The following is a 23,856-nucleotide window of genomic DNA, read 5'->3' as shown; positions in this document are numbered from 1 at the left end:
AAGCACAAGAGCTATAAAAGATTAAAAACAAGACCATTTGCAAATGGACATACACAATGTACAAATACACAAAATATGACAGAACAGAATGGTCTTAGCTTATACAAATTTTTAGTAATTTAGCTAGAACTCCTAAGTAAAAAAACTTCCTTAGAAAAAGTTCCAAGGAAATTTTTTTAATCAATAATATTTTACTGTTTTATAATCTGCATTACTTTCTGTGTGTTATCGCTCAGAGTGTATCTCAGCAGGTATTTGCCGGATTTCATTTTATCGAGTTGTAGCTCAGTGTATGGGGAATTTATGCTGTATTCAGCTACCTGCATGCCGAGTATTGAGTAGAAAGTTACCGATTTTATTTTCTGATTTGGATTTTTAGTTTTTAGCATTATATAGTCTTTCGTAGGGTTGGGGTAAGCTATCAAGAGACCATCATCTCCCTTTACACCAAGTCCTTGCTGTGCAGAAGCAGACACTGAAAAAGTGAAAAGTATAATATAAGATAAATGTTTCAGCATATTGTGGTTTTGTATTTAATTTGGACAAAAGTATTTAAAATCAAATTAATCTGCAATAGATCTTAACTGAAAATCTATGATTAACTTTGCCACACTTTTACAAATACTATTCCAAAAAATGATTATACACTCTAGAAACCGCCGCCTCAGAATGCACCAGAGCCTCAGAAGCCTCGTGCAAGAGACCACCCTCACTACCAATGACTTTGTTATGCCCCTCTTCGTTATGGAGGGGCAGAATAAACAAGAGCCCATCCCCTCTATGCCCGGTATTTTCAGGCGAAGCATAGACCTCACCGTAAAAGAATGCCAAGAGCTCTACTCCTTAGGCATAAAAGCCGTCAATCTCTATATGAAAGTCCCAGAAAATCTAAAAGATAATACAGGCAAAGAGGCCTATAACCCCGATGGACTAATGCAAAACACCATTAAAGCCATAAAAAATGCCATCCCTCAGATGATTCTAATGCCAGATGTCGCGCTAGACCCATACTCCATCTATGGGCACGATGGTATTATTACTAATGGACAAGTAGATAATGATGCCACCAATGAAGCCCTCGCAAAAATGTCCGTTTCCCTCGCCCAATCCGGCGCCGATATCGTTGCTCCCAGCGATATGATGGATGGTAGAGTCGCCGTCATCCGCCAAGCCCTCGAGGAGAATAGTTTTCCCAATGTCGGCATCCTCAGTTATGCCGCAAAATACGCAAGTTCCTTCTACGGGCCTTTCAGATCGGCATTAGACTCCGCCCCTAAGGCGAATACCGAGATTCCAAAGGATAAAAAAACTTATCAAATGGATTTCCACAACTCCCGCGAAGCACTCAACGAAGTCTTTAAAGACATAGACGAAGGCGCAGACATCATTATGATTAAACCGGGGCTGCCCTACTTAGACATCGTCTCCAAAGTACGAGATGCGATAGACCTCCCCATCGCCGTCTATAATGTAAGCGGCGAATATGCAATGATAAAAGCCGCTGCGCAAAACGGCTGGCTCGATAATGATAAAGCCATCATAGAAAGTCTTACCTCCATCAAACGAGCGGGCGCCGATATCATTTTTACTTACGCCGCAAAAGAAGCCGCAATCCTCCTCAACTCCTAATTTCGAGTTTTGGTTATCTATATCGTAAGCTCTGGCATCTCCAAAAGCCAGAGTTTTTTATTAAAGCTAAGGAAAGAAATAAGTATAATTTGCAATTCTTCAATAGGTTAAGCCTTAGAAGAAAAATATTTTAATTATTTGGAGCAGAATACCTAAATTTTTCTAACTTTGTGCAACATCTAAATTAAGATTAATATAGACCAGAAATAATGGACAGATTTTCATTTTTGAACGCTGCACATTCGCAGTTTATTGAGGATTTATATCAGCAGTACAGAAAGTATCCAGACTCATTAGAGCCTTCGTGGAAAGCCTTTTTTCAAGGCTTTGATTTTGCTTTAGAAAACTATGGAGACGAAGAAAGCTACTCCCAAGCTCCCGTAAGTACCACTACCATCGTACAGCAGGTTTCAAACGCTTCCGCCAATGGAGAAATCCCAGAAGATATCCGCAGAGAGTTTAAAGTCATAGACCTTATCGAAGCATACAGAACCAGAGGCCACCTCTTCACAAAAACCAATCCCGTAAGAGAAAGAAGAAAATACGCCCCTACACTCGCTATTGAGAATTTTGGCTTATCAAATGCAGATTTAAACCGAAAATTTGACTGCGCTATTGAAATCGGACTGCCAGGTGCTGCCACACTCCAGCAAATTATCGATAGATTACAGACCATCTACTGCGATTCTATCGGTGTAGAGTATATGCACATTCATAGCATAGAAGAAAGAAACTTCGTCAAGGCTTTTCTTCAAGTGAATAATAACCACCCAAGCCTATCCGCAGATGAAAAGGTCAATATCCTTAGAAAACTCAACCAAGCAGTTGCATTTGAAAACTACTTAAATACCAAATTCGTCGGGCAGAAAAGATTTTCATTAGAGGGTAATGAATCTCTCATCCCTGCCCTCGACCAGCTGATTTCTAAATCCGCACATTTAGGCGTAGAAGAGGTCGTTTTAGGTATGGCACACCGTGGTCGTCTCAGCGTGCTCTCCAATATCTTCGGGAAGTCTTATAAGCAGATTTTCTCCGAGTTCGAAGGTAAGGAGTTTGAAGATGTTTTCTCCGGCGATGTTAAATATCACTTGGGCGCTACTCATACGACGAAGACTCCAGAGGGTAAAGAGGTTGTCATTAATCTCGTGCCGAACCCTTCCCACTTGGAGACCGTTGCTTCGCTCGTAGAGGGCATCAGCCGTTCGAAAATTGATAATACTTATCACGATTACCATAAAGTTCTCCCTATCGTTATCCACGGAGATGGCGCTATCGCAGGTCAGGGCATCGTATATGAAGTTGCCCAAATGATGACGCTCGATGGTTATAAAACAGGGGGTACTGTACATATCGTGGTGAATAACCAAGTGGCATTTACTACAAACTATCTCGACTCTCGTTCTTCTATATATAGTACAGATATCGCAAAAGTAACCTCTTCGCCCGTCCTTCATATTAATGCGGATGATGTAGAAGCAGTAGTACACGCTCTCCATTTCGCTGCAGAATTCCGTGCAAAGTTTGGCAAAGATGTTTATATTGATCTTTTAGGATATAGAAAGTATGGGCACAATGAGGGAGATGAACCGAGATTTACTCAGCCTCAGCTCTATAAAATTATCTCTAAACATCCAAACCCAAGAGAGATTTATAAAGCCGTTCTTAAATCCGAAGGCGTCCTTTCAGATGAAGTTCTCAAGCAAATGGAGCTAGAGTTTAAAGAACTCCTCGATAAAGACTTCGATGCTTCAAAAGAAATAGAAAAAAATAAAATGGACATCTTTATGAATGAGACTTGGAAATCTTATTCATACACCAAAGGAGAAATTCAAAAGCCAGTAAATACTCAGTTCGACTTAGCTAAGCTAAAAGACTTGGCAGTGAAAATGTCTACCCTCCCAGCCGATAAAAAATTCCTCAGCAAAATTACCCGTCTCTTCGAGGCTCGCCTTAAAATGATAGATAATGATGCCATTGATTGGGCAATAGGGGAGTGGCTGGCTTACGCTACCTTACTTTCCGAAGGGCATAGCGTTAGAATCTCTGGCGAAGATGTCGAGCGAGGTACTTTCTCCCACAGACACGCTGTTCTTAAAACCGAAGATACAGAAGAAGAGTATTCTCCACTCAATCACATCTCTGATGCGAGGTTTGAAGCCTATAATTCCCTCCTCTCTGAGTACGGCGTACTCGGTTTTGATTACGGTTATGCTATGGCAAGTCCCAATAGGCTTACCATCTGGGAGGCACAGTTCGGGGATTTCGTCAATGGAGCTCAAATCGTGATAGACCAGTATTTAGTAGCTGCAGAAGAAAAATGGAAAATGCAGAACGGCTTGGTAATGCTCCTCCCTCACGGCTACGAAGGTCAGGGCGCCGAGCACTCTTCCGCAAGATTAGAACGATTCCTCGGACTTACAGCAAATGAGAATATCGTTGTGGCTAATTGTACTACACCTGCCAATTTCTTCCATATCCTGAGAAGACAGCTCAAGTGGAATTTTAGAAAACCATTGGTCGTAATGTCTCCGAAATCATTGCTCAGACATCCGAAAGCGGTTTCTTCATTAACTGAGTTGGCAAACGGACAGTTCCAACCGATTATAGATGATGCTACTGCAAATCCTTCAAAAGTGAAAAGGCTCGTCCTCTGCTCTGGTAAGCTATACTATGAGCTATTAGCAAAAAAAGAAGAATTAAAAGCAGAAAGTGTAGCATTGGTAAGATTGGAGCAGCTTTATCCTCTTCAAAATAATCAGTTGGAAGAAATTCTTAATAAATATTCAAAGAGAAAGGACCTCATCTGGGCACAGGAAGAGCCAGAGAATATGGGTGCGTGGGCTTATATCCTCCGTCACCTCAGAGATACAGGTATTCAGGTCATAGCACCTGCACCAAGTGGTTCGCCTGCTCCAGGTAGCCATAAAATGTTTGAGAAAAATCAACAAGGAGTAATCAATAGCGTATTTGGAATTAATTAGTAATAAAAAAAAGAATAATAATGTCAGTATTAGAAATGAAGGTTCCATCACCAGGGGAATCTATTACAGAAGTAGAAATTGCAACTTGGTTAGTAAAAGATGGTGATTATGTAGAAAAAGATCAGCCTATCGCAGAAGTAGATTCTGATAAAGCTACTTTGGAATTACCTGCCGAGGAGAGTGGTATCATTACTCTAAAAGCAGAAGAAGGAGATACAGTACAAGTAGGTCAGATTGTTTGCTTAATAGATATGAGTGCTGCAAAACCTGCTGGTGGTTCTTCCGAAGCTCCTAAAACTGAAGAAAAACCAGCTGCAGAAGCTCCAAAACCAGAAACTCCAAAAGTAGAAGAAAAACCAGCAGCAGCTACTACTTATGCTACAGGTACGCCTTCGCCAGCAGCTAAAAAAGTATTAGACGAAAGAGGTATAGACCCTGCTTCCGTAAAAGGAACAGGTAAAGACGGCAGAATCACCAAGTATGATGCAGAAACCGCTGCCGTTCCTGCTATGGGTACCCCTGCTACAAATGGCTCAAGAAATGTAACGACGACTAAACTCTCCGTACTGAGAAGAAAATTAGCAGCAAGATTGGTTTCCGTTAAAAATGAAACCGCTATGCTTACTACTTTCAATGAGGTAGATATGTCCGAAATCTTTAGGCTAAGAAAACTCTATAAGGAAGAATTTGCTGCTAAGCATGGCGTAGGTCTTGGCTTTATGTCTTTCTTCACCAAGGCGGTTACCAGAGCTTTACAGCTTTACCCAGATGTAAATGCTTCCATTGATGGAGATTTCAAAGTAAATTATGACTTCTGCGATATCTCTATTGCGGTTTCTGGGCCTAAGGGATTAATGGTTCCTGTACTTAGAAATGCAGAGAATATGTCTTTCCGAGGTGTAGAAGCAGGGATTAAAGACCTTGCTACCAAAGTAAGAGACGGTAAAATCACCGTTGATGAAATGACGGGAGGTACATTCACTATTACCAATGGAGGTACTTTCGGTTCTATGCTTTCCACTCCGATTATCAATCCTCCTCAGTCTGCTATTTTAGGTATGCACAATATTATCCAAAGACCTGTAGCGGTAGATGGTAAAGTAGAAATCCGCCCAATGATGTACTTGGCATTATCTTATGACCACAGAATTATCGACGGTAGGGAGTCCGTAGGTTTCTTGGTAGCGGTAAAAGAAGCTATTGATAACCCAGTAGAACTCCTCCTCGGTGGCGATGAAAGAAGAGGCTTAGAGCTTTAAATTAATCATTGAATTTATATCTTTAGAAGGCTATTCAATATTTGAATAGCCTTTTTATTTTGCTCAAATATTGAGAAAATTTATTTCCAATCAAGTGTGGGATAAATAAAACTAAAAAATAATTCATTTGAAAAACAGTAATTTATAAATAAATACTAAACTTTTTCATTACTTTGTAATACATAATACCATATTTTATTTATATCTTTGCTTTGTTGAGATTTGAAAATAATAAAACTGAATGAAAAATGAATACAGAAAATACTAAAGCACAAATGCGTAAGGGGATTCTGGAGTTCTGCATTTTGAGTTTGATTAATCAGAAGGAAATGTATGTATCAGACTTAATGGAGGAATTAAGGAATGGACAATTAGATGTCGTAGAAGGCACACTTTATCCCTTACTGACGAGATTGAAAAATGGAGAATTTCTCTCCTATCGATGGGAAGAATCTACAAGCGGCCCCCCAAGAAAGTATTATCAGATTACGGAAAAGGGGAAGGCTTTCCTCTTAGAATTGCAAAACACCTGGAATGAGCTCACCCGATCGGTAAATAAAATCACAAACAATAATAATCTATAAATCCATTCAAAAATGAACAAGACTTTATCAATAGCACTGGCAGGCTACTCTTTTGTAATAGAAGAGCACGCGTATATAAAACTCAACGATTATCTCTCTGCCCTCAGAAATTCTATGGAAGAAGAGGAAGTAGAAGAGGTAATGAATGATATAGAAATCCGAATTGTAGAGATTTTCAGGGAAACCTTAGGAAAGAGAGAAGTGGTAAATATCGCAGATGTAGAAAAGGTTATAGACCAGCTCGGGAGTCCTGAAACCATTGGTGAGCAGGAAGAAATGTACTACTCCGAGAGCACGAGCAAGGGTAAATCATCAGAAAATTACTCTGGATACAAGAGACAACTCTTCCGAGACCCTGAAAAAGCAAAGATTGCAGGGGTATGCGCAGGTTTGGCGCATTATATGGGGATGGATGTGAGCATTATGAGGGCAATTTGGCTGTTTTTTGCCGTAATGGGAATCTTCACAGTCTATATTTCCACTTCGTTTGTAGTGCTGATATACATTATTTTGTGGATTGTACTCCCAGAGGCAAAGACCGCTTCGGATTTTTTGAAAATGCACGGAAAGCCCCTCAATTTTGATAATATAAAGGAAGAATCCACTAAAATCTTTCAGTTTGTGAATGATTCTTCTCGGAAAGCGGGTGATTTCTACAATCAGAATAAGAGTACAATCAATACCATTGCTACCAGTATGCTCAAGGTGCTCAGTTACCTCATAGGCTTTGTATTTGCAGCGATTTCTGTGACTTGCATCGTTGGGGTAGTTGTTGGTTTTTCGGTGATTTTTAGCCTCAATACAGCGCCTATTGAAGATTTTGAATTTTATTTCGGGAGCGATACCAATCTCTATCTCATCGGCTCTATCATCGTTTTATCCGCCCTTATTCCTGCTATTATGTTCGGCTATGTGGCGTCAAAACTCTTTGCTCCGCATATTCAGTACAAAAATATCGGTGGGGTTATCCTCGTGCTATTCCTCTCTCTTTGTGCGATATCGGTATTTACGGGCTTCTCTATTTATAAGACTACGCAGGGCTTTTCCTTCAGTGGTGATAAGATCGAAACCGAAGAAGTGATGATTAATACCCCCTCAGATACCCTTTATATAGAGGAGAAGAAGGTAGAAATCCCTCAGAATTTCAAGGGGTATAACGGAGGGAGAATATTTTCTGATAAGAAAATGATTTATGACAGCGACCGCCCTTATGTATCCATTAGCAGGAAGGAAGATGCCACCCAGCCTTACTTAATCATCAAAAAGAAAGCCTATGGCTACAACCAACCGATAAAAATTTTGGTGCCTATCGAGATTTTGGGTAATAGGATTTCTTTGCCTAACTACCTGAAATACTCCTACGAAGACCGTTTCCGAAGGTATAGTGTGAGGTATGAGCTCGTAGTCCCTAAATCAATGACCATACTGCCGCCGTCTAATACAAAGAATATAATAATTGATAAAGATTTTGATGATTATTTCAACAATACGGAGGGAAATATTGAAAATAATTCGGAATACAAGGAAGTTTCCAGCTTTAATATTAATGGGACAAAAGTGGAATACAACAGCGACCGACCGAATGAAATCCGCATCAATCACAAAGCCCACAGCATAGAGCAGGCAGAGAAAATCCTCGATTCTCTCAACATTGATATTGATGATATTATCAGTAGAAAAGCTGATGAAAACAAACGAAATGAATGATTTAAACACGCAGGGAGGCAAACCACCTCCCTCCTAAAACAAAAAAAATCCGCACGCTATGGTACAGATAATTTTTGAAATAATGATAAAATTTTTAGCCGACTTTTTATCCTTATTTAGTTAAATCTCAGTAGCTCCACCAAGAATCGAACTTGGATCTAAAGTTTAGGAAACTTCTATTCTATCCGTTGAACTATGGAGCCAGCGGTGCAAATATACAATAATTTTGGTACTCATCTCCAAAAATGAGTGCCGTTTTTTGTGGCTTTCTGCTCCCTTTTCTCTCGCGAAATCATGTTTCTTCTTGTAAAATTCTATTTTCTTTACGAATAATATCAGATTTCTTACTAAAATCCATCAACTTTTCAAGTATTTGATTTCCCCCATATTGCGCGTGCAAAAATACTCGTGTATTTTATTACAAACAGGGTTGTTTGTCCTTACCTACACGAGTATTTAATCACAAACAGGGTTGTTTGCCTTTACCTACACGAGTATTTGATTACAAACAGGGTTGTTTATAATCAAATACACAAGAATTTTATTTCAAACACAATGCGCGGAATTAAATATTAAAAAAAGTGGTCTAAGACCCCCTTTTTTAATAGATAAACTTATAATTTTCTTGCGAAATATTATGGATTTAGAATAGAGGCTCTATTGTTTGGTTAGGGTAAATCCTTTTCCAGAAGGTAGGGTTGTTTTGAAATCCCTGCAATCTTGGGTTGTGATATCATAGCTTGGGAGGAAAAGTATTTTCATCTGATGGGGTGTCTTGGGTTTTATAAATAAGTAGATAAGCCCGTAGTCTATACAGTTTAATTTACCTCCAAAGAAATACACCATATAGGCTTTTAGATTTTTTTGTAGCCCATATCCCCAGCTAGCCTTTTCATCAGGGGTATTAAAATTATCAAACTCTATAATGCCTTGCTGATTGATGATTTTCACCCTCGAGTTTCTTAAGACAGACCCAAAAGCAAGATATCAAGGCTACTTGCTCTATTTTAGAGAGGCTTATTTTATATTACAATCGGAATTTTATGTAGGTGATGAGTTTCCCTTTTGCGGAGAAGAGCTCCTCGTAGTGGGTTTGAATACCCCGAAGGAGAGGGGTATCGGGCTCGTATTCTATCGCTCCATAGATGTCGTGATGGGCGGTGAGGATTTCGCAGCCGAGCCCTTGGAGAAGCCCCAAAGTATATCCGTGCAGGAATTCGGAGTCGGTTTTGAGGTGGATTATCCCATCTGGTTTCAGGATTTTCTTGTATCGAGAGAGGAAGTCGGGGTGGGTAAGCCTGTGCTTCGTACGCCTGTATTTTATTTGCGGGTCTGGAAAGGTGATCCAGATTTCATCTACTTCATTTTCCTCGAAGAAGCAGTCGATAAGCTCTATTTGAGTTCTCAGGAAGGCCACATTGTTTATGTTTTCCTGTATTGCTTCTTTTGCTCCGAACCAGAATCTCGCTCCTTTTATATCTAAGCCGATAAAGTTCTTCTCTGGAAATGCTTTTGCAAGCCCTACGGAGTACTCGCCCTTCCCGCAACCGAGCTCTAATACGATAGGATTAGCGTTTTTGAAATGCTCTGCTCTCCATTTTCCTTTGAGGTGGAAGCCGCTGAGTGCTTCGTCTCTTGTGGGTTGTATTACATTGGGAAGGGTTTTGTTTTCCGCAAATCTGGCTAATTTATTTTTCCCCATACTGCTTGCTGTATTAATTCTTTACTAAAAGCCTAAAACCTTCGCCGTGTACATTGATGATTTCTAACCCTTCGTCTGGCCGGAGGTACTTCCTTAGCTTAGCGATGTAGACATCCATACTCCTTGCGGTGAAGTAGTTCTCTTTCTTCCAGATTTTCCTAAGGGCGAGTTCTCTTGGCATAAAATCATTTCTATGGATGCAGAGGAGCTTGAGGAGTTCGTTTTCTTTTGGGGAGAGTTTGTGCTCTTCGTCGTGCACTCTGAGGTGCCTCATCATAGAATCGAAGTAGATGTTGCTAAACTTAAACTGTTCCTGCTCTTCTGTTTCTACTGCTGCACTGCGCTGGAGCATTGCCTTAATCTTGTAGAGGAGGAGCTCGGTGTCAAATGGTTTTGTAATGTAGTCATCGGCTCCTATTTGATAGCCTTTGAGGATATCTTCTCTCATATTTTTTGCCGTAAGGAAGATGATGGGAGTGGTTTTATCCATTTTCTTGATGTCTTCGGCTAGGGAGAAGCCATCTTTTTTAGGCATCATTACATCGAAGAGGCAGAGGTCATAGTCCTTTTCGGTAAATTCTTTTAGTCCTTGCTCGCCATCGGTAGCGAGGTTTACATCAAAATCGTTCATCATAAGGTAGTCTCTTAGCACTACCCCGAAGCTTTGGTCGTCTTCTACTAATAAAATCCTGTTGTTCATATCTATTCTTTTTTGTTTTATACTTATTTCTATTTTGGGTTACATTGGGAGTTTTACCGTAAAGGTAGAGCCTTTCCCTTTTTGGGATTCTACACTAATTTGCCCTTTGTGCAGTTCTATAATTTTTTTTACATAAGATAGTCCGAGTCCTTGTCCTTTTACATTGTGGATATTGCCTGTTTCCTCGCGGAAGAATTTCTCAAATATCTTACCTCTGTTCTCAGTTTCCATACCGATGCCTTTATCGGAGATTTGAATGACATACCAGCTGCCCTCGTTTCGGGTAGAGATTTTTATCTCTGGCTTCTCGGGGGAGTATTTATTGGCATTATCGAGGAGGTTAATAAGCATATTGGAGAAGTGAAATTCATCTATCTTGAAGTGATACTTTGTGGTATTAAAATCTTCTATGAGGGAGCCTCCGCGCTCATCAACTATAAGCCTGAAAGATTCGGAGATTTTGAGGATAAGCTCTCGTACATTGGTTTCTTTCAGGAAGAGTTTTACTTCATTTCTTTCGAGCTTAGACATATTGAGGACATTCTCCACCTGCTTTTTCATTCGGAGATTCTCCTGTTTTATAAGTTGTGAGTAATATTTTACCTTGTCTGGATTGGTAGCAATTCTGTCATTTGCCAGTGAATCGGTCGCTACGGATATGGTTGCTAATGGAGTCTTAAACTCGTGAGACATATTATTGATAAAATCCGTCTTAATATCCGCTATTTTCTTTTGTCTCATCATATAATTAATGGATACAATGTATATCCCCAGTATGGTGAGAAGCGAGAGGAAGGTTCCCAAAAGCATTGGCAGATTGTCCTTAAACAGAGAGAAGTTTTTCCTTGGGAAGACTACCGATAGCGTATAGATAGACTTGCCTTGATTATCGGTAAAGAGGATGTGGGAGTAGTTGGTATTAGACTCATTTGCTTTGTAGGATTTGGTAAAGATATCCGTCATCTTATGGTTTTTATCAAAGATGCTAAACCCAAAGCTGGTATCTACTTTATTTTGTTTAAGCTCCTGAGCGATGATTTTCTGCACCTGTTCTTTATTTACCCTCTTGCTGATGGGGAGGTTGGTTGCGTTTAGCCTTACGAATTCCTTCATTGCATACTCACCAGTTCCGAGGGCATTGCTCAGCTCGGAGGTAAGGATTTGAGGTGTGAGTTTATCGGTTTTAATGCCAATAATCCCCTCATCGGTAAAGAGCTTGGTACGCATCAGGCTGTCCCCTTTATTAGAAATCGGGATATCCTCTGTTTGAATAATATTTTTGGAGTAGATGATCGTCTTCTTCGTTGCCGAATCTTCGGTTTGCTGTATGGTGGTGAGCGAAGGCTGCTTGCTGCTGGCAATTACCGTATTTCCAAAGTCTTTATAATCTTCATTGAGGTACTTCTGGACCTCTGCTTCTTCTATTTTCTTTACTGAGCCTTCCAGTGCGAGGTGTACTTTATTACTGAAATCTTGGTCTAATGCATCATAATACTCCTTGAGCCACTTTATTTGTAAAGTAACGAAGATAATGAGCGATACAGACATCAGAAACGATATAATGGGTATAAATCTTTTATTCATAACAGGTCATCTACTGTGACTAATAGCTATTCTTCTGTGCTTAAACTCTCGTTTTCGTATAAAAATAGAGAGATTTAACACTTATACAACAAACAAAAGTATAAAAAATTATGCCTTTTCTGTTAAAATAGGCTTTTTTAATATAAAATTAACGCTCTTTGCTTACTTCAATCTTTCGGGATTTTGCTTGATAAAGCTTTCCCAACCTGAGTATGATTTCTCCTTTTCTGCATTTCCAGAGTTGAAATAATGGCAGACCGCCACAGCCAGTCCGTCTGAAGCATCGAGGTATTTGGTGGGGAATTCTTTTAGCTCTAAGAGGTTTTTTAGCATTGCGGCAACCTGCTCTTTACTGGCATTACCATTACCCGTAATTGCCATTTTTACCTTCTTGGGAGAGTATTCTGTAATCGGTATATCTCGGTAAAGGCTTGCTGCCATAGCCACCCCCTGTGCCCTCCCTAATTTGAGCATAGACTGTACATTCTTACCATAAAAAGGAGCTTCCAAAGCCACTTCATCGGGGTGATATTCATTTATAAGAGCAAGGGTTTTCTCGAAGATATGTTTGAGTTTAGTAGCGTGGTTAGGATACTTTTTGAGGATAAGCTCGTGTATAGAGACCAGCGACATTCTCCCTCCTCGAATGGCAATAATACCAAAGCCCATCACCGTAGTGCCAGGGTCTATCCCCAAAATGATTTTCTCAGTTTTCATTTTGCAAAAGTAAGGATTTTGCAGTAGGCTATAGACAGTAAGCCCAGAGCGTGGAAAGTGATTACTTAAACTAAATGTGAGATATATCTTCTTTAAAATCTACGGGCGTCCTGAAAGGACGCCCGTAGATTTTTATTATAAACTTAATTGCCAATACCTGTTAGCAAAGCCTACTGCTTACTGCCTGTCGCCTAAGGCTTATAGCGAATAGTTCGGTGCTTCTTGGGTAATGATAACATCGTGGGGGTGGGATTCTTTGAGGCCGCTGCCTGTAATCTTCACCATTTTGCTATCGGTTTGTAGGGTAGGGATGTCCTTCGTGCCGCAGTAGCCCATACCCGCGCGGATGCCCCCTACGAGCTGGAAGACTACATCTTCTATCTTCCCTTTGTATGGCACTCTGCCTTCTATGCCTTCGGGTACGAATTTCTTTGCTTCTGCTTGGAAGTATCTTTCCTTGCCTCCTCTTCTCATCGCTGCGAGGCTCCCCATACCTTGGTAGGATTTAAACTTTCTACCCTGGAAGATGATTTCCTCGCCTGGAGCTTCTTCCGTTCCAGCAAAGAGGGAACCGAGCATTACGGCATTTGCACCCGATGCAAGGGCTTTTACAATGTCGCCAGAGAGCTTAATACCCCCATCGGCGATAACGCTTACGCGTCTGGTTTTGGCGTATTCGTAGACATTGTAGATTGCGGAGAGCTGAGGTACGCCCACACCCGCCACTACTCGAGTAGTGCAGATGGAGCCTGGACCAATGCCTACTTTCAGGACATTGGCGCCGGCATCGATGAGGTCTTTTGCTGCTTCTGCGGTTACGATATTCCCGCCCACGATATCCAAATCTGGATACGCGGAACGAATCTCTCGGATTTTTTCAACCACTCCTTTGGAATGCCCGTGTGCGGAGTCTATGGTGATGATATCTACACCTGCATCTACAAGGGCTTTTACGCGCTCCATAGTATCTACGCCTACCCCTACGCCAGCCCCTACGATGAGCCTGCCGTTTTTGTCTTTATTGGCATTGGGGTATTCCATCTGGTTGTCTATATCCTTTATGGTGATGAGCCCTACGAGGCGATATTCATCATCTACGATAGGGAGCTTCTCTACTCGGTTGCTCAGGAGGATTTCCTTTGCTGTTTCCAGTGTAGCATTCTTATCGGAGGTAATGAGGTTGTCCTTCGTCATCAGTTCTTCTACCTTTATAGATTCATCTTCTTGGTATTTTACATCTCTGTTGGTAATGATTCCTATCAGTCTGTTATTAAAATCTACCACAGGAAGCCCTGAAATCTTATATCGAAGCATCAGTTCTTTTGCTTCGCCCAAAGTATGGTCTTTGGTAAGGGTTACGGGGTCAGAAATCATTCCGTTTTCTGAGCGTTTTACCTTATTTACCTGAGCGGCTTGCTCATCTATCGGCATATTCTTATGAATGAAACCGAGCCCGCCTACGCGTGCAAGGGCAATGGCAAGTTCTGCCTCGGTTACGGTGTCCATAGCTGCAGAGACGATGGGCGTGTTCAGGGTAATCTTGTCGGTAAGTCTTGATTGAAGAGAAACTTGGTTCGGAAGTACTTCGGAGTACGAAGGGATGAGGAGTACATCATCAAAAGTAATGGCTTCCTCTACGATTTTGTTGTGTATAGACATCTTTACTTTCTTGGCAAAATTAAAGGTTTAGGATAAAACTGAAAAATAAATTTGAATTAAATATTTGTTAAAGGACCGATAGCTCGCTTTTTTAATCACGGTTGAATCTCGTGAGTTTTTTTTCTACCCATATCGTAGCAAAGGGGAAGAATGCCGAGAGCAGTGCAAAAACGAAGTCCTCATCATCCCATTTAAAGATTTTCCTTACAGGGAGGCAAAGCAGTAGATATAGCGTGAAGAAGAGCCCGTGAATATTTCCTACAATAATGATAAAGATGGTGGGGAGGAGTCCTTCGCTGTCGTACCGTTTCCAGACCATTGCAATGCAGTAGAGCAAGAAGCAGGAGATTGCTTCGGCGGTGCAGACCTTTTTAAACCATTTGATGATTCGCTCGTCTGGATACTTAGAAAAGAATGTATAGATAAAGTTCATTGGGATGTTTAATTTTCGTAGAAGCCTGTTTTATCAAGATAGTCAAAAACCTCTGGTGGGAGCATAGGGCGTACGCTCTTTTTTTCTTTAATCATTTTTCTGATTTCGGTAGCAGAAAGCTCTATTATGGGTGCTTTTATCCTGTGGATATTCGGGTGATGGGCAAATTGAGCACTCTCCATATCATCATTTGAAATTCTCGGATAGACGATAATCTGATGATTATCTACTAATACATTGGCGTTTTTCCACTTGTGGAGGTGTTTGAGATTATCCTCACCCATTATCAAAGCAAAAGAATGTGTAGGGTATTTCTCTTTTAGGTATGCCAGCGTATCTATCGTATAGCTTGGTTTGGGTAAGGAAAATTCTATATTGGAAGCCCTCATCTTGGGATAATTCTTTATCGCGAGCTCTACCATATCGAGGCGATAGTGGTCGTTGAGCAGAGATTTCTTGTCTTTAAACGGATTCTGCGGACTGATGATAAACCACAGCTCATCCATATCCGAATGTTCCAGAATATAGTTGGCTAAAATCAAATGCCCGATGTGTATGGGATTAAACGACCCGAAGAAAAGCCCTATTTTCATAGCTTAAATAAAAGATATTGGATTAGTGGAATTTTACAGCCCTAAGGTTGAGGTAATAGGTTACATTTCCTTTCCAGTGGTTTTCCTCTACCGTAAAGGCGATATCAAAACTCTCGGTGCGGAACCTCTCTACATACTCCCCGAGTTTAAAGCCCACACATTCTATATTCTTACCCGTAGATTCTTGGCGGATGTAGAATTTTAAGTGGTAGTCTTCCTTGCCCATTGTCTTTACCAAGCCCGTTACTCTCTGGTCTTTCAGAACGAGTATGGGTTTCATATTCTTTGGACCGAAAGGAGCCAGTTTTCTGTGGAAGTTGTAAAACTCTCGGTTGAGGTCATCTATATGGATAATGGTATCTATCTGTATGCTTGGCGTTCGCTGGTGTTCTTTTATTCTTTCGGAGACGATTTTCTCGAAGCGCTCTTTAAACTCCTCGAATTTTTCTTTCTCCATTACAAGGCCTGCCGCAGCCTGATGCCCTCCGAATTTCAGGAAGAGGTCGGAGCATAAATCCAATGCTTCATACACATCAAAATCTGATATTGAGCGGGCAGAAGCGACCAGCTCTCCATTATTCCCTTCGGTAAAGACGAGCGTAGGCTTGTAGTAAGTCTCTATCAGCCGAGAGGCTACAATTCCGATAACGCCTTTGTTCCACTTGGGGTTATAGACTATGGTGGAGTAGTTGTTCTGCTGGTGAGTATCTTCAATCTGTTGGAGTGCTTCTAATGTAGAGTTGATATCCAGCTCTCGTCTTTCATCATTTAGATTCATAATCTCCTGTACGATGTGCTTTGCGCTTTTCAGATTATCGGAAATCATCAGTTCTACGGCTGCTTTAGCGTGGGAGATTCTCCCTGCGGCATTGATTTTCGGGGCGATTTCAAAAACGATATTGGATATATCAAAGGTAGAGAGCCGTTCTTTGGGGATGAGCTGGCGTAGCCCGAGCTTCCTTGTTTTTCTCAGGGTTTTGAGACCAATCTTGGCTAAATGCCTGTTCTCTCCCGTAATCGCTACGATATCCGCTGCTATGGATATGGCAAGCAAGTCGGTAAGCTCGAAGAGTTCATTTTCTGGGATTTTATAGATGGCGTTTAGTCCTTGGCAGAGTTTGAAACCTACGCCACATCCTGAGAGTTCTTTGTAGGGATATCGGCAGTCGGCTCTCTTGGGGTCGAGCACTGCAAAGGCATTGGGGATTTTATCACTGGGCAGGTGGTGGTCGCAAACGATGAAGTCTATTCCCAAGCTATTGGCATAGTCTATTTTATCTCCTGCTTTTATCCCACAATCTAATGCGATGATGAGCGAGAAATCATTCTTCTTCGCAAAGTCAATTCCCTCCGTAGAGACTCCATAGCCCTCCAAATTCCTGTCGGGTATATAGAAGTCGAGGTATTTCTTGTCTACGATTTTGCTTAGGTAGAGGTACATCAAGGATACGGCAGTGGTTCCATCCACATCATAATCTCCATAGATGAGGATTTTCTCACCATTCTCTATGGCGGTAGCGATTCGCTCTACGGCTTTCTGCATATCTGCCATCAGGAAGGGGTTGTGTATATCTTCGAGTTTAGGTTTGAAGAATTCGCGTGCTTTTTGATAGTCATCAATCTCTCTTAGCACAAGTATTTTAGATTCCAATGTCCCAAATCCGATAGAGGCGCTCAGCCCATCTACCACCTCTTCATTGGGTTCTGGAAGGTAAATCCATTTTTGATTCATAATGAGCAAAAGTAAAGAAATATTTTTGATGAGGTAGAACACTCGTTTATCTCTCAGAGTTTAATAATTGTAATGAGCTATGGAGGGAGACAGCCCAAACCTGCTTAGAGCAGTATAGAGGGTAGATTTGAGAGGATTATTTACATTGGGTTTTACTATCTTTGCCTGCCTGTTTCAGCTGTTGGCATTCTGCTTTCAGCTTTTGAGCATTTAAAGAAAGATATGAAGAAAATAAATGAATCTCTTCTGCCAGAGCTTTTAAGAAGAGACTTTGGAAAGGATATTTTTGAAGGATTATCTACTCATCATTATATTAATGTAAAGGGGAGTGCGGGTTCTGTGCCTTCGCTTATTGCTGCAGAGCTTTTTACGGTTCAGAATAAAACTTTGCTCTTCATTACTGATGATAAGGAAGCGGCATTTTACATCACTTCTGAAATGGAGAATCTGGTGGGAGAGGAGCGAGTACTCTATTTCCCAGAGACTCACCTTGAGCCTTATCAGATTGAGAAAACACAGAATGCAAACATCGTATTGCGAACGGAAGTACTCAATAAAATACTCTTGAGCAGCGAGCCAAAAGTCATTGTAGCACATTCAGGAGCGCTCTGCGAGAAAGTAATGAAAAAAGAAGACTTTAAAGCAATCTCACATAAGATAAAGGTAGGCGAGCAGTTGGATTTTAACTTTACAGAAGAACTTCTGCATCAGTTTAATTTTAACCCGACCGACTTTGTTTCCGAGCCTGGTGAGTTCTCCGTACGAGGAGGGATTGTAGATGTATTTTCTTATTCCAATGAAAAACCCTACCGCATCTCTTTCTTTGGGAATGAAGTGGAGAGCATTAGAGAGTTTGATATAGAAACTCAGCTTTCCGTAGGCAAGGTAGAGGAGTTTGAGCTGGTTTCTAATATGAACTTTGCAGTAGTAGGAAAGCGAGTGCCTTTCCTTGATATACTCCCGCCAGATACCCTTATCATCACCCAGCAGGCTTATGCAACTTTTAATAAAATCAAGAGCTTCTATCATCAATCCCTTGAAAAATTCGGCGCGCTAAGTGAGGCTATAAATCATAGCCATCCAGAGGAGCTGTTCGTCTCCGAAGAAGAATTTACCCAGCACTTCCAGAGGTTTAAGGTGGTAGATTTCTCTGCTCAGCCTCTTTCAGAAAAGCATTTGGGTGATGCTAATCGTATGGAATTACAGCTTAGCCAGACGCCTCAGCCGAGTTTTAATAAAAACTTTGAGATGCTTATTCAGGATTTGGAAGACAAGCTGCATCATCAGTATTCCGTCTGGATATCTTTCTCCAACGAAAAGCAAAGGGAAAGGCTTCAAAACATCTTTGAAGAGAAGGAGAAGAATATCCCTTTCCAGAGCTTTACCTCCGAGCTCCACGAGGGCTTTATCGATACCAGCTCTCGCATTTCTGTGTATACCGACCATCAGATTTTTGATAGGTACCAACGCTTTAAGCCGAAGAATACCTTTGCTAAATCAGAACAGCTTACCCTGAAAGATTTGATGTCTCTTAAAATAGGCGATTATATTACCCATATAGACCACGGCATTGGGAAGTTTATGGGTCTTGTAAAGGTGAATAATGACGGCAACATACAGGAATGTTTTAAGCTCTCGTATAAGAATGGAGATTTGCTCTATGTAAGCATACACTCTTTGCACAAGATTTCTAAATATAATGGCGCCGAAGGAAAGGAAATCGTCCTTTCAAAGCTAGGTTCTACCGCTTGGAAGTCATTAAAACAAAAGACCAAGGCAAAGGTAAAGCAGATTGCCTTTGACCTGATAAAACTCTATGCAAAGCGAAAGGCTGCCAAGGGCTTTGCTTTTACCCCCGATACCTATCTTCAAAACGAGCTTGAAGCCAGCTTTATCTACGAAGATACGCCCGACCAAGAGAAAGCTACCATAGAAGTAAAAAAAGATATGGAAGCCGAAACCGTGATGGACAGGCTCATCTGTGGAGATGTGGGCTTTGGTAAAACCGAAGTGGCTATTCGTGCGGCATTCAAAGCTGCAACCGATGGTAAGCAAGTCGCGATACTCGTGCCTACAACCATACTCGCATTCCAGCATTATAGGAGTTTTAAGGAAAGGCTGAAAGACTTTCCCGTAAATATCTCTTACCTCAACCGTTTTCGGACGACAAAGCAGAAAAATGAAACCCTGAAAGGCTTGGAAGAGGGAAAGATTGATATCGTTATCGGTACGCATCAGTTGGTCTCAGATAAAGTGAAGTTTAAAGACTTAGGGCTTCTCATCATAGATGAGGAACATAAGTTTGGTGTATCCGTAAAGGACAAACTAAAAACCCTCCGTACCAATATAGATACGCTCACCCTTACCGCCACTCCTATCCCTCGCACGCTACAATTCTCCCTGATGGCAGCCAGAGACCTTTCTGTCATTAAAACTCCGCCACCTAATCGGCAGCCAGTAGATACTCAGCTCATAGGCTTTGATGAAGAGATGCTGAGAGATGCCATATCCTACGAAATACAGAGAGATGGGCAGGTGTATTTCATTAATAATAGAATAGAAAACTTGCAGGAAATCGCAGGGCTTATCCAAAGGCTTGTCCCTGATGCAAGGGTCATTACAGGACACGGTCAGCTCGATGGAAAGGAGCTCGAAAGCCGTATCCTCGATTTTATGGAGGGTAAGTACGATGTACTCGTCTCTACCACCATCGTAGAAAGTGGGGTAGATGTACCGAATGCAAATACCATTTTCATTAATGATGCTCAGCGCTTCGGTATGGCAGACCTCCACCAGATGCGAGGCCGTGTGGGTAGGGGTAACCGAAAGGCTTTCTGCTACCTCATCACTCCACCGATGGATATGATGACTCCCGATGCCCGCAAAAGACTTGAGGCCGTAGAACAGTTCTCCGACCTTGGGAGTGGTTTCCAAATCGCAATGAAAGACCTTGAAATCCGCGGAGCAGGGGACCTGCTCGGTGCCGAGCAGAGTGGTTTTATCAACGAGATGGGCTTTGATACTTATCAGAAGATTATGCAGGAGGCATTGGAAGAGCTTCAGAATGATGAGCAGTTTGAGCAGTATTTTGAGAATGAAGAAGACCGAAAGAAGCTCTTCAACTCTAAAAAAGAGGTCAATATAGATACCGACCTCGAGCTGATGCTCCCTGATGATTATGTACAAAGTACCGAAGAGCGGCTCCTGCTCTACCAAAGACTGGCAGAGATAGAGACTATAGAGGAGCTTCATAGCTTCCAAGCTCAGCTGATTGACCGCTTTGGAGACCTGCCACAAGAGGCCATCAACCTCCTGAAATCGGTAGAGCTTAAGTGGCTTTCGGCTGATATTGGCTTAGAGCGGCTTATTGTAAAGAAAGGGGTATTCCTTGGATATCTACCCCAAAATCCGCAGGACAAATTCTACCGCAGCGAGAAGTTTGCCCATATCCTCAACTACCTTAGCCAAAACCCTACCTCAGCCGTTCTAAAACAAAAAGATACCCCAGAAGGTACCCAGCTAATAATAAGAAAAGAGAAGGTAAAAAGCATAGAAGAACTCAATGACCTCCTTCACACCGTAGCCAGTGGAGCACGGCTACCAGCCGACGAACTTAGCCGTAGCACAGCAGGCACACTGTAGCCAGTGAGGCGATTATCCACTCGCGTAGCACCTTGCAGGTGATGCACTTATCTACAAACTAATCATACACCGCCAATAGCCAGCCACTAATTAAGCTTACTGCCTATAACCGTCCACAGCTATTAGCTAAAAGCCAGTAGCCAATAAGCAGTTACAGGCGCCCCTTTGGGGCGCCTGTAACTGCTGCAGAGAGCTTTAAGCCTACTGCTTATTACTTGCTGCTTTTTGTAGTACTTCGTCTATCATTCCGAAGCCTTTTGCTTCTTCAGAGGTCATCCAATAATCTCTGTCGGACGCCTTTTCTACCCAATCGAAGCTCTGCCCAGAGTGGGAGGAGATGATTTCGTAGAGTTCTTTTTTGAGTTTTAGCATCTCTCTGAGGTTGATTTCCATATCGGAAGCTACTCCCTGAGCACCACCACTCGGCTGATGAATCATCACTCGTGAGTGTTTTAGTGCTGAGCGCTTGCCTTTTTCACCTGCTACGAGGAGAACTGCCCCCATAGATGCTGCCATACCCGTGCAGATGGTTGCTACATCTGGCTTGATGATTTGCATTGTGTCATAAATTCCGAGTCCTGCATATACACTGCCCCCTGGTGAATTGATGTAAATCTGAATGTCTTTACTTGGGTCTGCACTCTCTAAGAAGAGGAGCTGTGCGGTTACGATGTTTGCCACTTGGTCATCAATCCCCGTCCCGAGGAAGATGATTCTGTCCATCATCAGTCGGGAGAAGACATCCATTTGCGCTACATTTAGTCGCCTTTCCTCCATAATATAAGGCGTGAGGTTTGTGGGGTTAAACGCATTCATATATTGGTCGGTAGCGAGGCCATTATTGCCCAGATGCTTTACAGAGAAATCTCTAAAATCCTTTTTAATATCCATAGTTTTTGTTCTTTTAAGAATAGCGGGGCGGTTTTGGCAAAAAACATACCCAATTGCAAAAGTAGACAATTTGGCATAAAATCTATTATCAAGGCGGTTAATCTTTATTTAAAACCGCTGAGAAGTATTAATTCTGAAAAAATATTTAGTTTTGCGAGGTATGAAGAAAACTAGATTTGCCCTCTATTCCTTTCTGGTATTTATCCTCTTTGCTGTGCTTTTATTCCTCGCTCAGTATTTCTTGCAGGTGCAGGGCATTATTTCTCTCAACTACAGAATACACTTTTTGATATTCTTTACCGCATTTATAGGGGTGATGACTTTTCTTACGCTTTATATATTGGATAAGTCGGCTATCATAGGATTTGCGTTCTTGGGCTTTGTGGTCTTTAAGCTCTTTGCAATGGGGTATATTGCCGTTTTCCAAAAGGATTTTAAGGAGGAAATACTTTCTTATTTTATGCTTTATTGGGCTTATTTGGCGGCGGAGGTTCTCCTGCTGATAAAGCTCTTGAAAAAATAGGATAAAAATCATATAAAATCTATCTAAACAATTGTAGGATTCAATTATTATTTTCTATTTTTGCGAAAATTTTGAAATAGCATTTAGTTATGAATTTTAAAAGACTCTTGATTGCCTTTTCGCTATTGACATTTACACTTGGTTTTTCCAGTGAGAATGGGCATTCAGAAGCAGGGAAAGAGGAGAAGTATAATCCCGTACCATTTATTATGCACCATATTCAAGATGGGCATTCTTGGCACTTTTGGGGAGAAGGAGAAAACTCTGTAACGCTTAACTTGCCAGTTATTCTTTGGGATAATGGTTTAAAGGTATTCAGCTCAGCAGAATTTGGGCATTCTAATGAAGCAGGGAAGAGTGAAGTGGTAGAGAAAGACGGTAAATACTATGTGCTTTTTCACGAAAAAATATACGAAACCAATGCATCAGGAGATTTAAAATTAGATGAACACCATCACCCGACAGATGAAAATCTAAAACCTCTTGACTTATCTATTACTAAGAATGTAGCACAAATGCTTTTAGCAGCCCTTATCTTATTAATAATAGGATTTGCTACTGCATCTTCTTATAAAAAATCACAAGTTCCTTCTGGAATAGCCAAATTTATAGAGCCTCTTGTACTCTTTGTGAGAGATGATATCGCATTGCAAAATATAGGAGCGCTTAGGTATAGAAAGTATGTGCCTTATTTAACTACTCTGTTCCTCTTTATTTGGGTGCTTAATATTCTCGGGCTTTTCCCAGGCGCAGCCAATACTACGGGGAATATCGCTTTTACCTTTACGCTTTCTGTACTCACTTTATTAATTGTAAACCTCAGCGGTAGAAAAACCTATTGGATGCATATGTTTGATCCACTCGGTAAGGGAATGCCTTTCGGAGGAAAGATTTTGATTTATCTTATCCTCGTTCCAGTAGAGCTATTGGGTATTATCACAAAACCTTTTGCATTGATGATTCGTCTCTTTGCTAATATGACGGCTGGGCATATCATTATTATGAGCTTACTTGCACTTATCTTTATTATGAAAACTTATGCAATAGCTCCTGTAGCATTAGGTATGTCTCTCTTTATCTATACCCTTGAAGTATTGGTAGCAGCACTACAGGCGTATATCTTTACAATGCTTACAGCCCTCTTTATAGGCTCAGCAGTAGAGGAACCTCATCACGATCATTAATCAGAGAAATAAATAATTAAATAACTTTTTTAAATTATAATATTATGACAGGTAGTATCGCAGCAATTGGAGCAGGTTTAGCTGTTCTTGGTGTAGGATTTGGAATTGGTAAAATTGGTTCTTCTGCAATGGATGGTATTGCAAGACAACCAGAGCAATCAGGTAAAATCCAAACTGCAATGATTATCGCAGCAGCTCTTATTGAAGGTGCTGGTCTATTCGGTATCGTAGTAGCAATGCTTGGTAACGGATAATAGACAATTTAAAGAACCTCTGCAGACGGTTGGTTTGCAGAGGTCTTTATAAAAAGTTAGAAAAGTAAATCATAAAAACTTA

20 protein-coding genes and 1 tRNA gene are annotated in these 23,856 nt (G+C 41.2%); 9 read left to right on the top strand and 12 right to left on the bottom strand.

What is annotated here, in order from left to right; translation table 11 throughout:
- Nucleotides 1-191 precede the first annotated feature (191 nt).
- The gene (locus tag DBX24_RS01805) at nucleotides 192-518 is read right to left on the bottom strand and encodes a T9SS type A sorting domain-containing protein (RefSeq protein WP_120488628.1); all 327 of its coding nucleotides are present in this window, start codon (nucleotides 516-518) and stop codon (nucleotides 192-194) included.
- 118 nt (nucleotides 519-636) lie between these two features.
- Between DBX24_RS01805 and hemB the strand changes: the two genes are divergently transcribed.
- From hemB to DBX24_RS01780, 5 genes are all read left to right on the top strand, one after another.
- On the top strand, nucleotides 637-1,629 hold the full coding sequence (gene hemB, locus DBX24_RS01800; protein WP_160223787.1) for a porphobilinogen synthase: 993 nt from the start codon (nucleotides 637-639) through the stop codon (nucleotides 1,627-1,629).
- A gap of 209 nt (nucleotides 1,630-1,838) precedes the next feature.
- Nucleotides 1,839-4,610 (top strand): 2-oxoglutarate dehydrogenase E1 component, encoded by a 2,772-nt coding sequence (locus tag DBX24_RS01795; RefSeq protein ID WP_160223786.1) that lies wholly within the window; start codon nucleotides 1,839-1,841, stop codon nucleotides 4,608-4,610.
- Between the two features lie 20 nt (nucleotides 4,611-4,630).
- A complete protein-coding gene (gene odhB, locus DBX24_RS01790) occupies nucleotides 4,631-5,869 on the top strand; it encodes a 2-oxoglutarate dehydrogenase complex dihydrolipoyllysine-residue succinyltransferase (RefSeq protein ID WP_120488631.1) in 1,239 nt (412 codons plus the stop codon).
- Nucleotides 5,870-6,117: 248 nt separating this feature from the next.
- Entirely contained in the window at nucleotides 6,118-6,453 is a 336-nt protein-coding gene (locus tag DBX24_RS01785) for a PadR family transcriptional regulator (protein ID WP_120488632.1), read from the top strand.
- Nucleotides 6,454-6,465: 12 nt separating this feature from the next.
- The gene (locus DBX24_RS01780; RefSeq protein WP_160223785.1) at nucleotides 6,466-8,160 is read left to right on the top strand and encodes a PspC domain-containing protein; all 1,695 of its coding nucleotides are present in this window, start codon (nucleotides 6,466-6,468) and stop codon (nucleotides 8,158-8,160) included.
- 131 nt (nucleotides 8,161-8,291) lie between these two features.
- Here the strand turns inward: DBX24_RS01780 and DBX24_RS01775 are convergent.
- The 10 genes from DBX24_RS01775 to recJ form a co-directional block, all read right to left on the bottom strand.
- A tRNA-Arg gene (locus DBX24_RS01775) sits at nucleotides 8,292-8,363 on the bottom strand.
- A 454-nt stretch (nucleotides 8,364-8,817) separates the two neighbouring features.
- Entirely contained in the window at nucleotides 8,818-9,111 is a 294-nt protein-coding gene (locus DBX24_RS01770) for a hypothetical protein (protein WP_120488634.1), read from the bottom strand.
- A 76-nt stretch (nucleotides 9,112-9,187) separates the two neighbouring features.
- Nucleotides 9,188-9,862: a tRNA (guanosine(46)-N7)-methyltransferase TrmB gene (gene trmB / locus DBX24_RS01765; RefSeq protein ID WP_120488635.1), complete on the bottom strand. Its 675-nt coding sequence runs from the start codon at nucleotides 9,860-9,862 to the stop codon at nucleotides 9,188-9,190.
- Between the two features lie 13 nt (nucleotides 9,863-9,875).
- Nucleotides 9,876-10,562 (bottom strand): response regulator transcription factor, encoded by a 687-nt coding sequence (locus DBX24_RS01760; protein WP_120488636.1) that lies wholly within the window; start codon nucleotides 10,560-10,562, stop codon nucleotides 9,876-9,878.
- A 39-nt stretch (nucleotides 10,563-10,601) separates the two neighbouring features.
- Complete coding sequence (locus DBX24_RS01755; RefSeq protein ID WP_120488637.1) at nucleotides 10,602-12,146, bottom strand: sensor histidine kinase; 1,545 nt, start codon at nucleotides 12,144-12,146, stop codon at nucleotides 10,602-10,604.
- Nucleotides 12,147-12,308: 162 nt separating this feature from the next.
- A complete protein-coding gene (ruvC, locus tag DBX24_RS01750; protein WP_120488638.1) occupies nucleotides 12,309-12,863 on the bottom strand; it encodes a crossover junction endodeoxyribonuclease RuvC in 555 nt (184 codons plus the stop codon).
- 198 nt (nucleotides 12,864-13,061) lie between these two features.
- Nucleotides 13,062-14,522 (bottom strand): IMP dehydrogenase, encoded by a 1,461-nt coding sequence (guaB, locus tag DBX24_RS01745; RefSeq protein WP_120488639.1) that lies wholly within the window; start codon nucleotides 14,520-14,522, stop codon nucleotides 13,062-13,064.
- 91 nt (nucleotides 14,523-14,613) lie between these two features.
- Complete coding sequence (locus tag DBX24_RS01740) at nucleotides 14,614-14,955, bottom strand: DUF3817 domain-containing protein (RefSeq protein ID WP_120488640.1); 342 nt, start codon at nucleotides 14,953-14,955, stop codon at nucleotides 14,614-14,616.
- 8 nt (nucleotides 14,956-14,963) lie between these two features.
- Entirely contained in the window at nucleotides 14,964-15,548 is a 585-nt protein-coding gene (nadD, locus tag DBX24_RS01735) for a nicotinate (nicotinamide) nucleotide adenylyltransferase (protein WP_160223784.1), read from the bottom strand.
- 22 nt (nucleotides 15,549-15,570) lie between these two features.
- Entirely contained in the window at nucleotides 15,571-17,280 is a 1,710-nt protein-coding gene (gene recJ, locus DBX24_RS01730) for a single-stranded-DNA-specific exonuclease RecJ (RefSeq protein WP_160223783.1), read from the bottom strand.
- 222 nt (nucleotides 17,281-17,502) lie between these two features.
- Here recJ and mfd point away from each other — a divergent pair, with 222 nt between their 5' ends.
- The gene (gene mfd, locus DBX24_RS01725; protein ID WP_160223782.1) at nucleotides 17,503-20,922 is read left to right on the top strand and encodes a transcription-repair coupling factor; all 3,420 of its coding nucleotides are present in this window, start codon (nucleotides 17,503-17,505) and stop codon (nucleotides 20,920-20,922) included.
- Between the two features lie 201 nt (nucleotides 20,923-21,123).
- Here mfd and clpP read toward each other — a convergent pair whose 3' ends face one another.
- Nucleotides 21,124-21,813, bottom strand: a complete 690-nt coding sequence (gene clpP, locus DBX24_RS01720; protein ID WP_120489675.1) for an ATP-dependent Clp endopeptidase proteolytic subunit ClpP — start codon at nucleotides 21,811-21,813, stop codon at nucleotides 21,124-21,126.
- 160 nt (nucleotides 21,814-21,973) lie between these two features.
- Between clpP and DBX24_RS01715 the strand changes: the two genes are divergently transcribed.
- From DBX24_RS01715 to atpE, 3 genes are all read left to right on the top strand, one after another.
- Nucleotides 21,974-22,336 (top strand): hypothetical protein, encoded by a 363-nt coding sequence (locus DBX24_RS01715; protein ID WP_160223781.1) that lies wholly within the window; start codon nucleotides 21,974-21,976, stop codon nucleotides 22,334-22,336.
- Between the two features lie 89 nt (nucleotides 22,337-22,425).
- On the top strand, nucleotides 22,426-23,520 hold the full coding sequence (gene atpB, locus DBX24_RS01710) for a F0F1 ATP synthase subunit A (RefSeq protein ID WP_120488645.1): 1,095 nt from the start codon (nucleotides 22,426-22,428) through the stop codon (nucleotides 23,518-23,520).
- Between the two features lie 44 nt (nucleotides 23,521-23,564).
- Nucleotides 23,565-23,774, top strand: a complete 210-nt coding sequence (atpE, locus tag DBX24_RS01705) for an ATP synthase F0 subunit C (protein ID WP_120488646.1) — start codon at nucleotides 23,565-23,567, stop codon at nucleotides 23,772-23,774.
- Nucleotides 23,775-23,856: the final 82 nt, after the last annotated feature.

Origin of the sequence: Bergeyella cardium (genome assembly GCF_009914665.1) — a bacterium.
GTDB classification, from domain to species: domain Bacteria; phylum Bacteroidota; class Bacteroidia; order Flavobacteriales; family Weeksellaceae; genus Bergeyella_A; species Bergeyella_A cardium.
The sequence above is the reverse complement of the archived record's forward strand: the minus strand, read 5'-3'. Positions and strand labels throughout refer to the sequence as shown.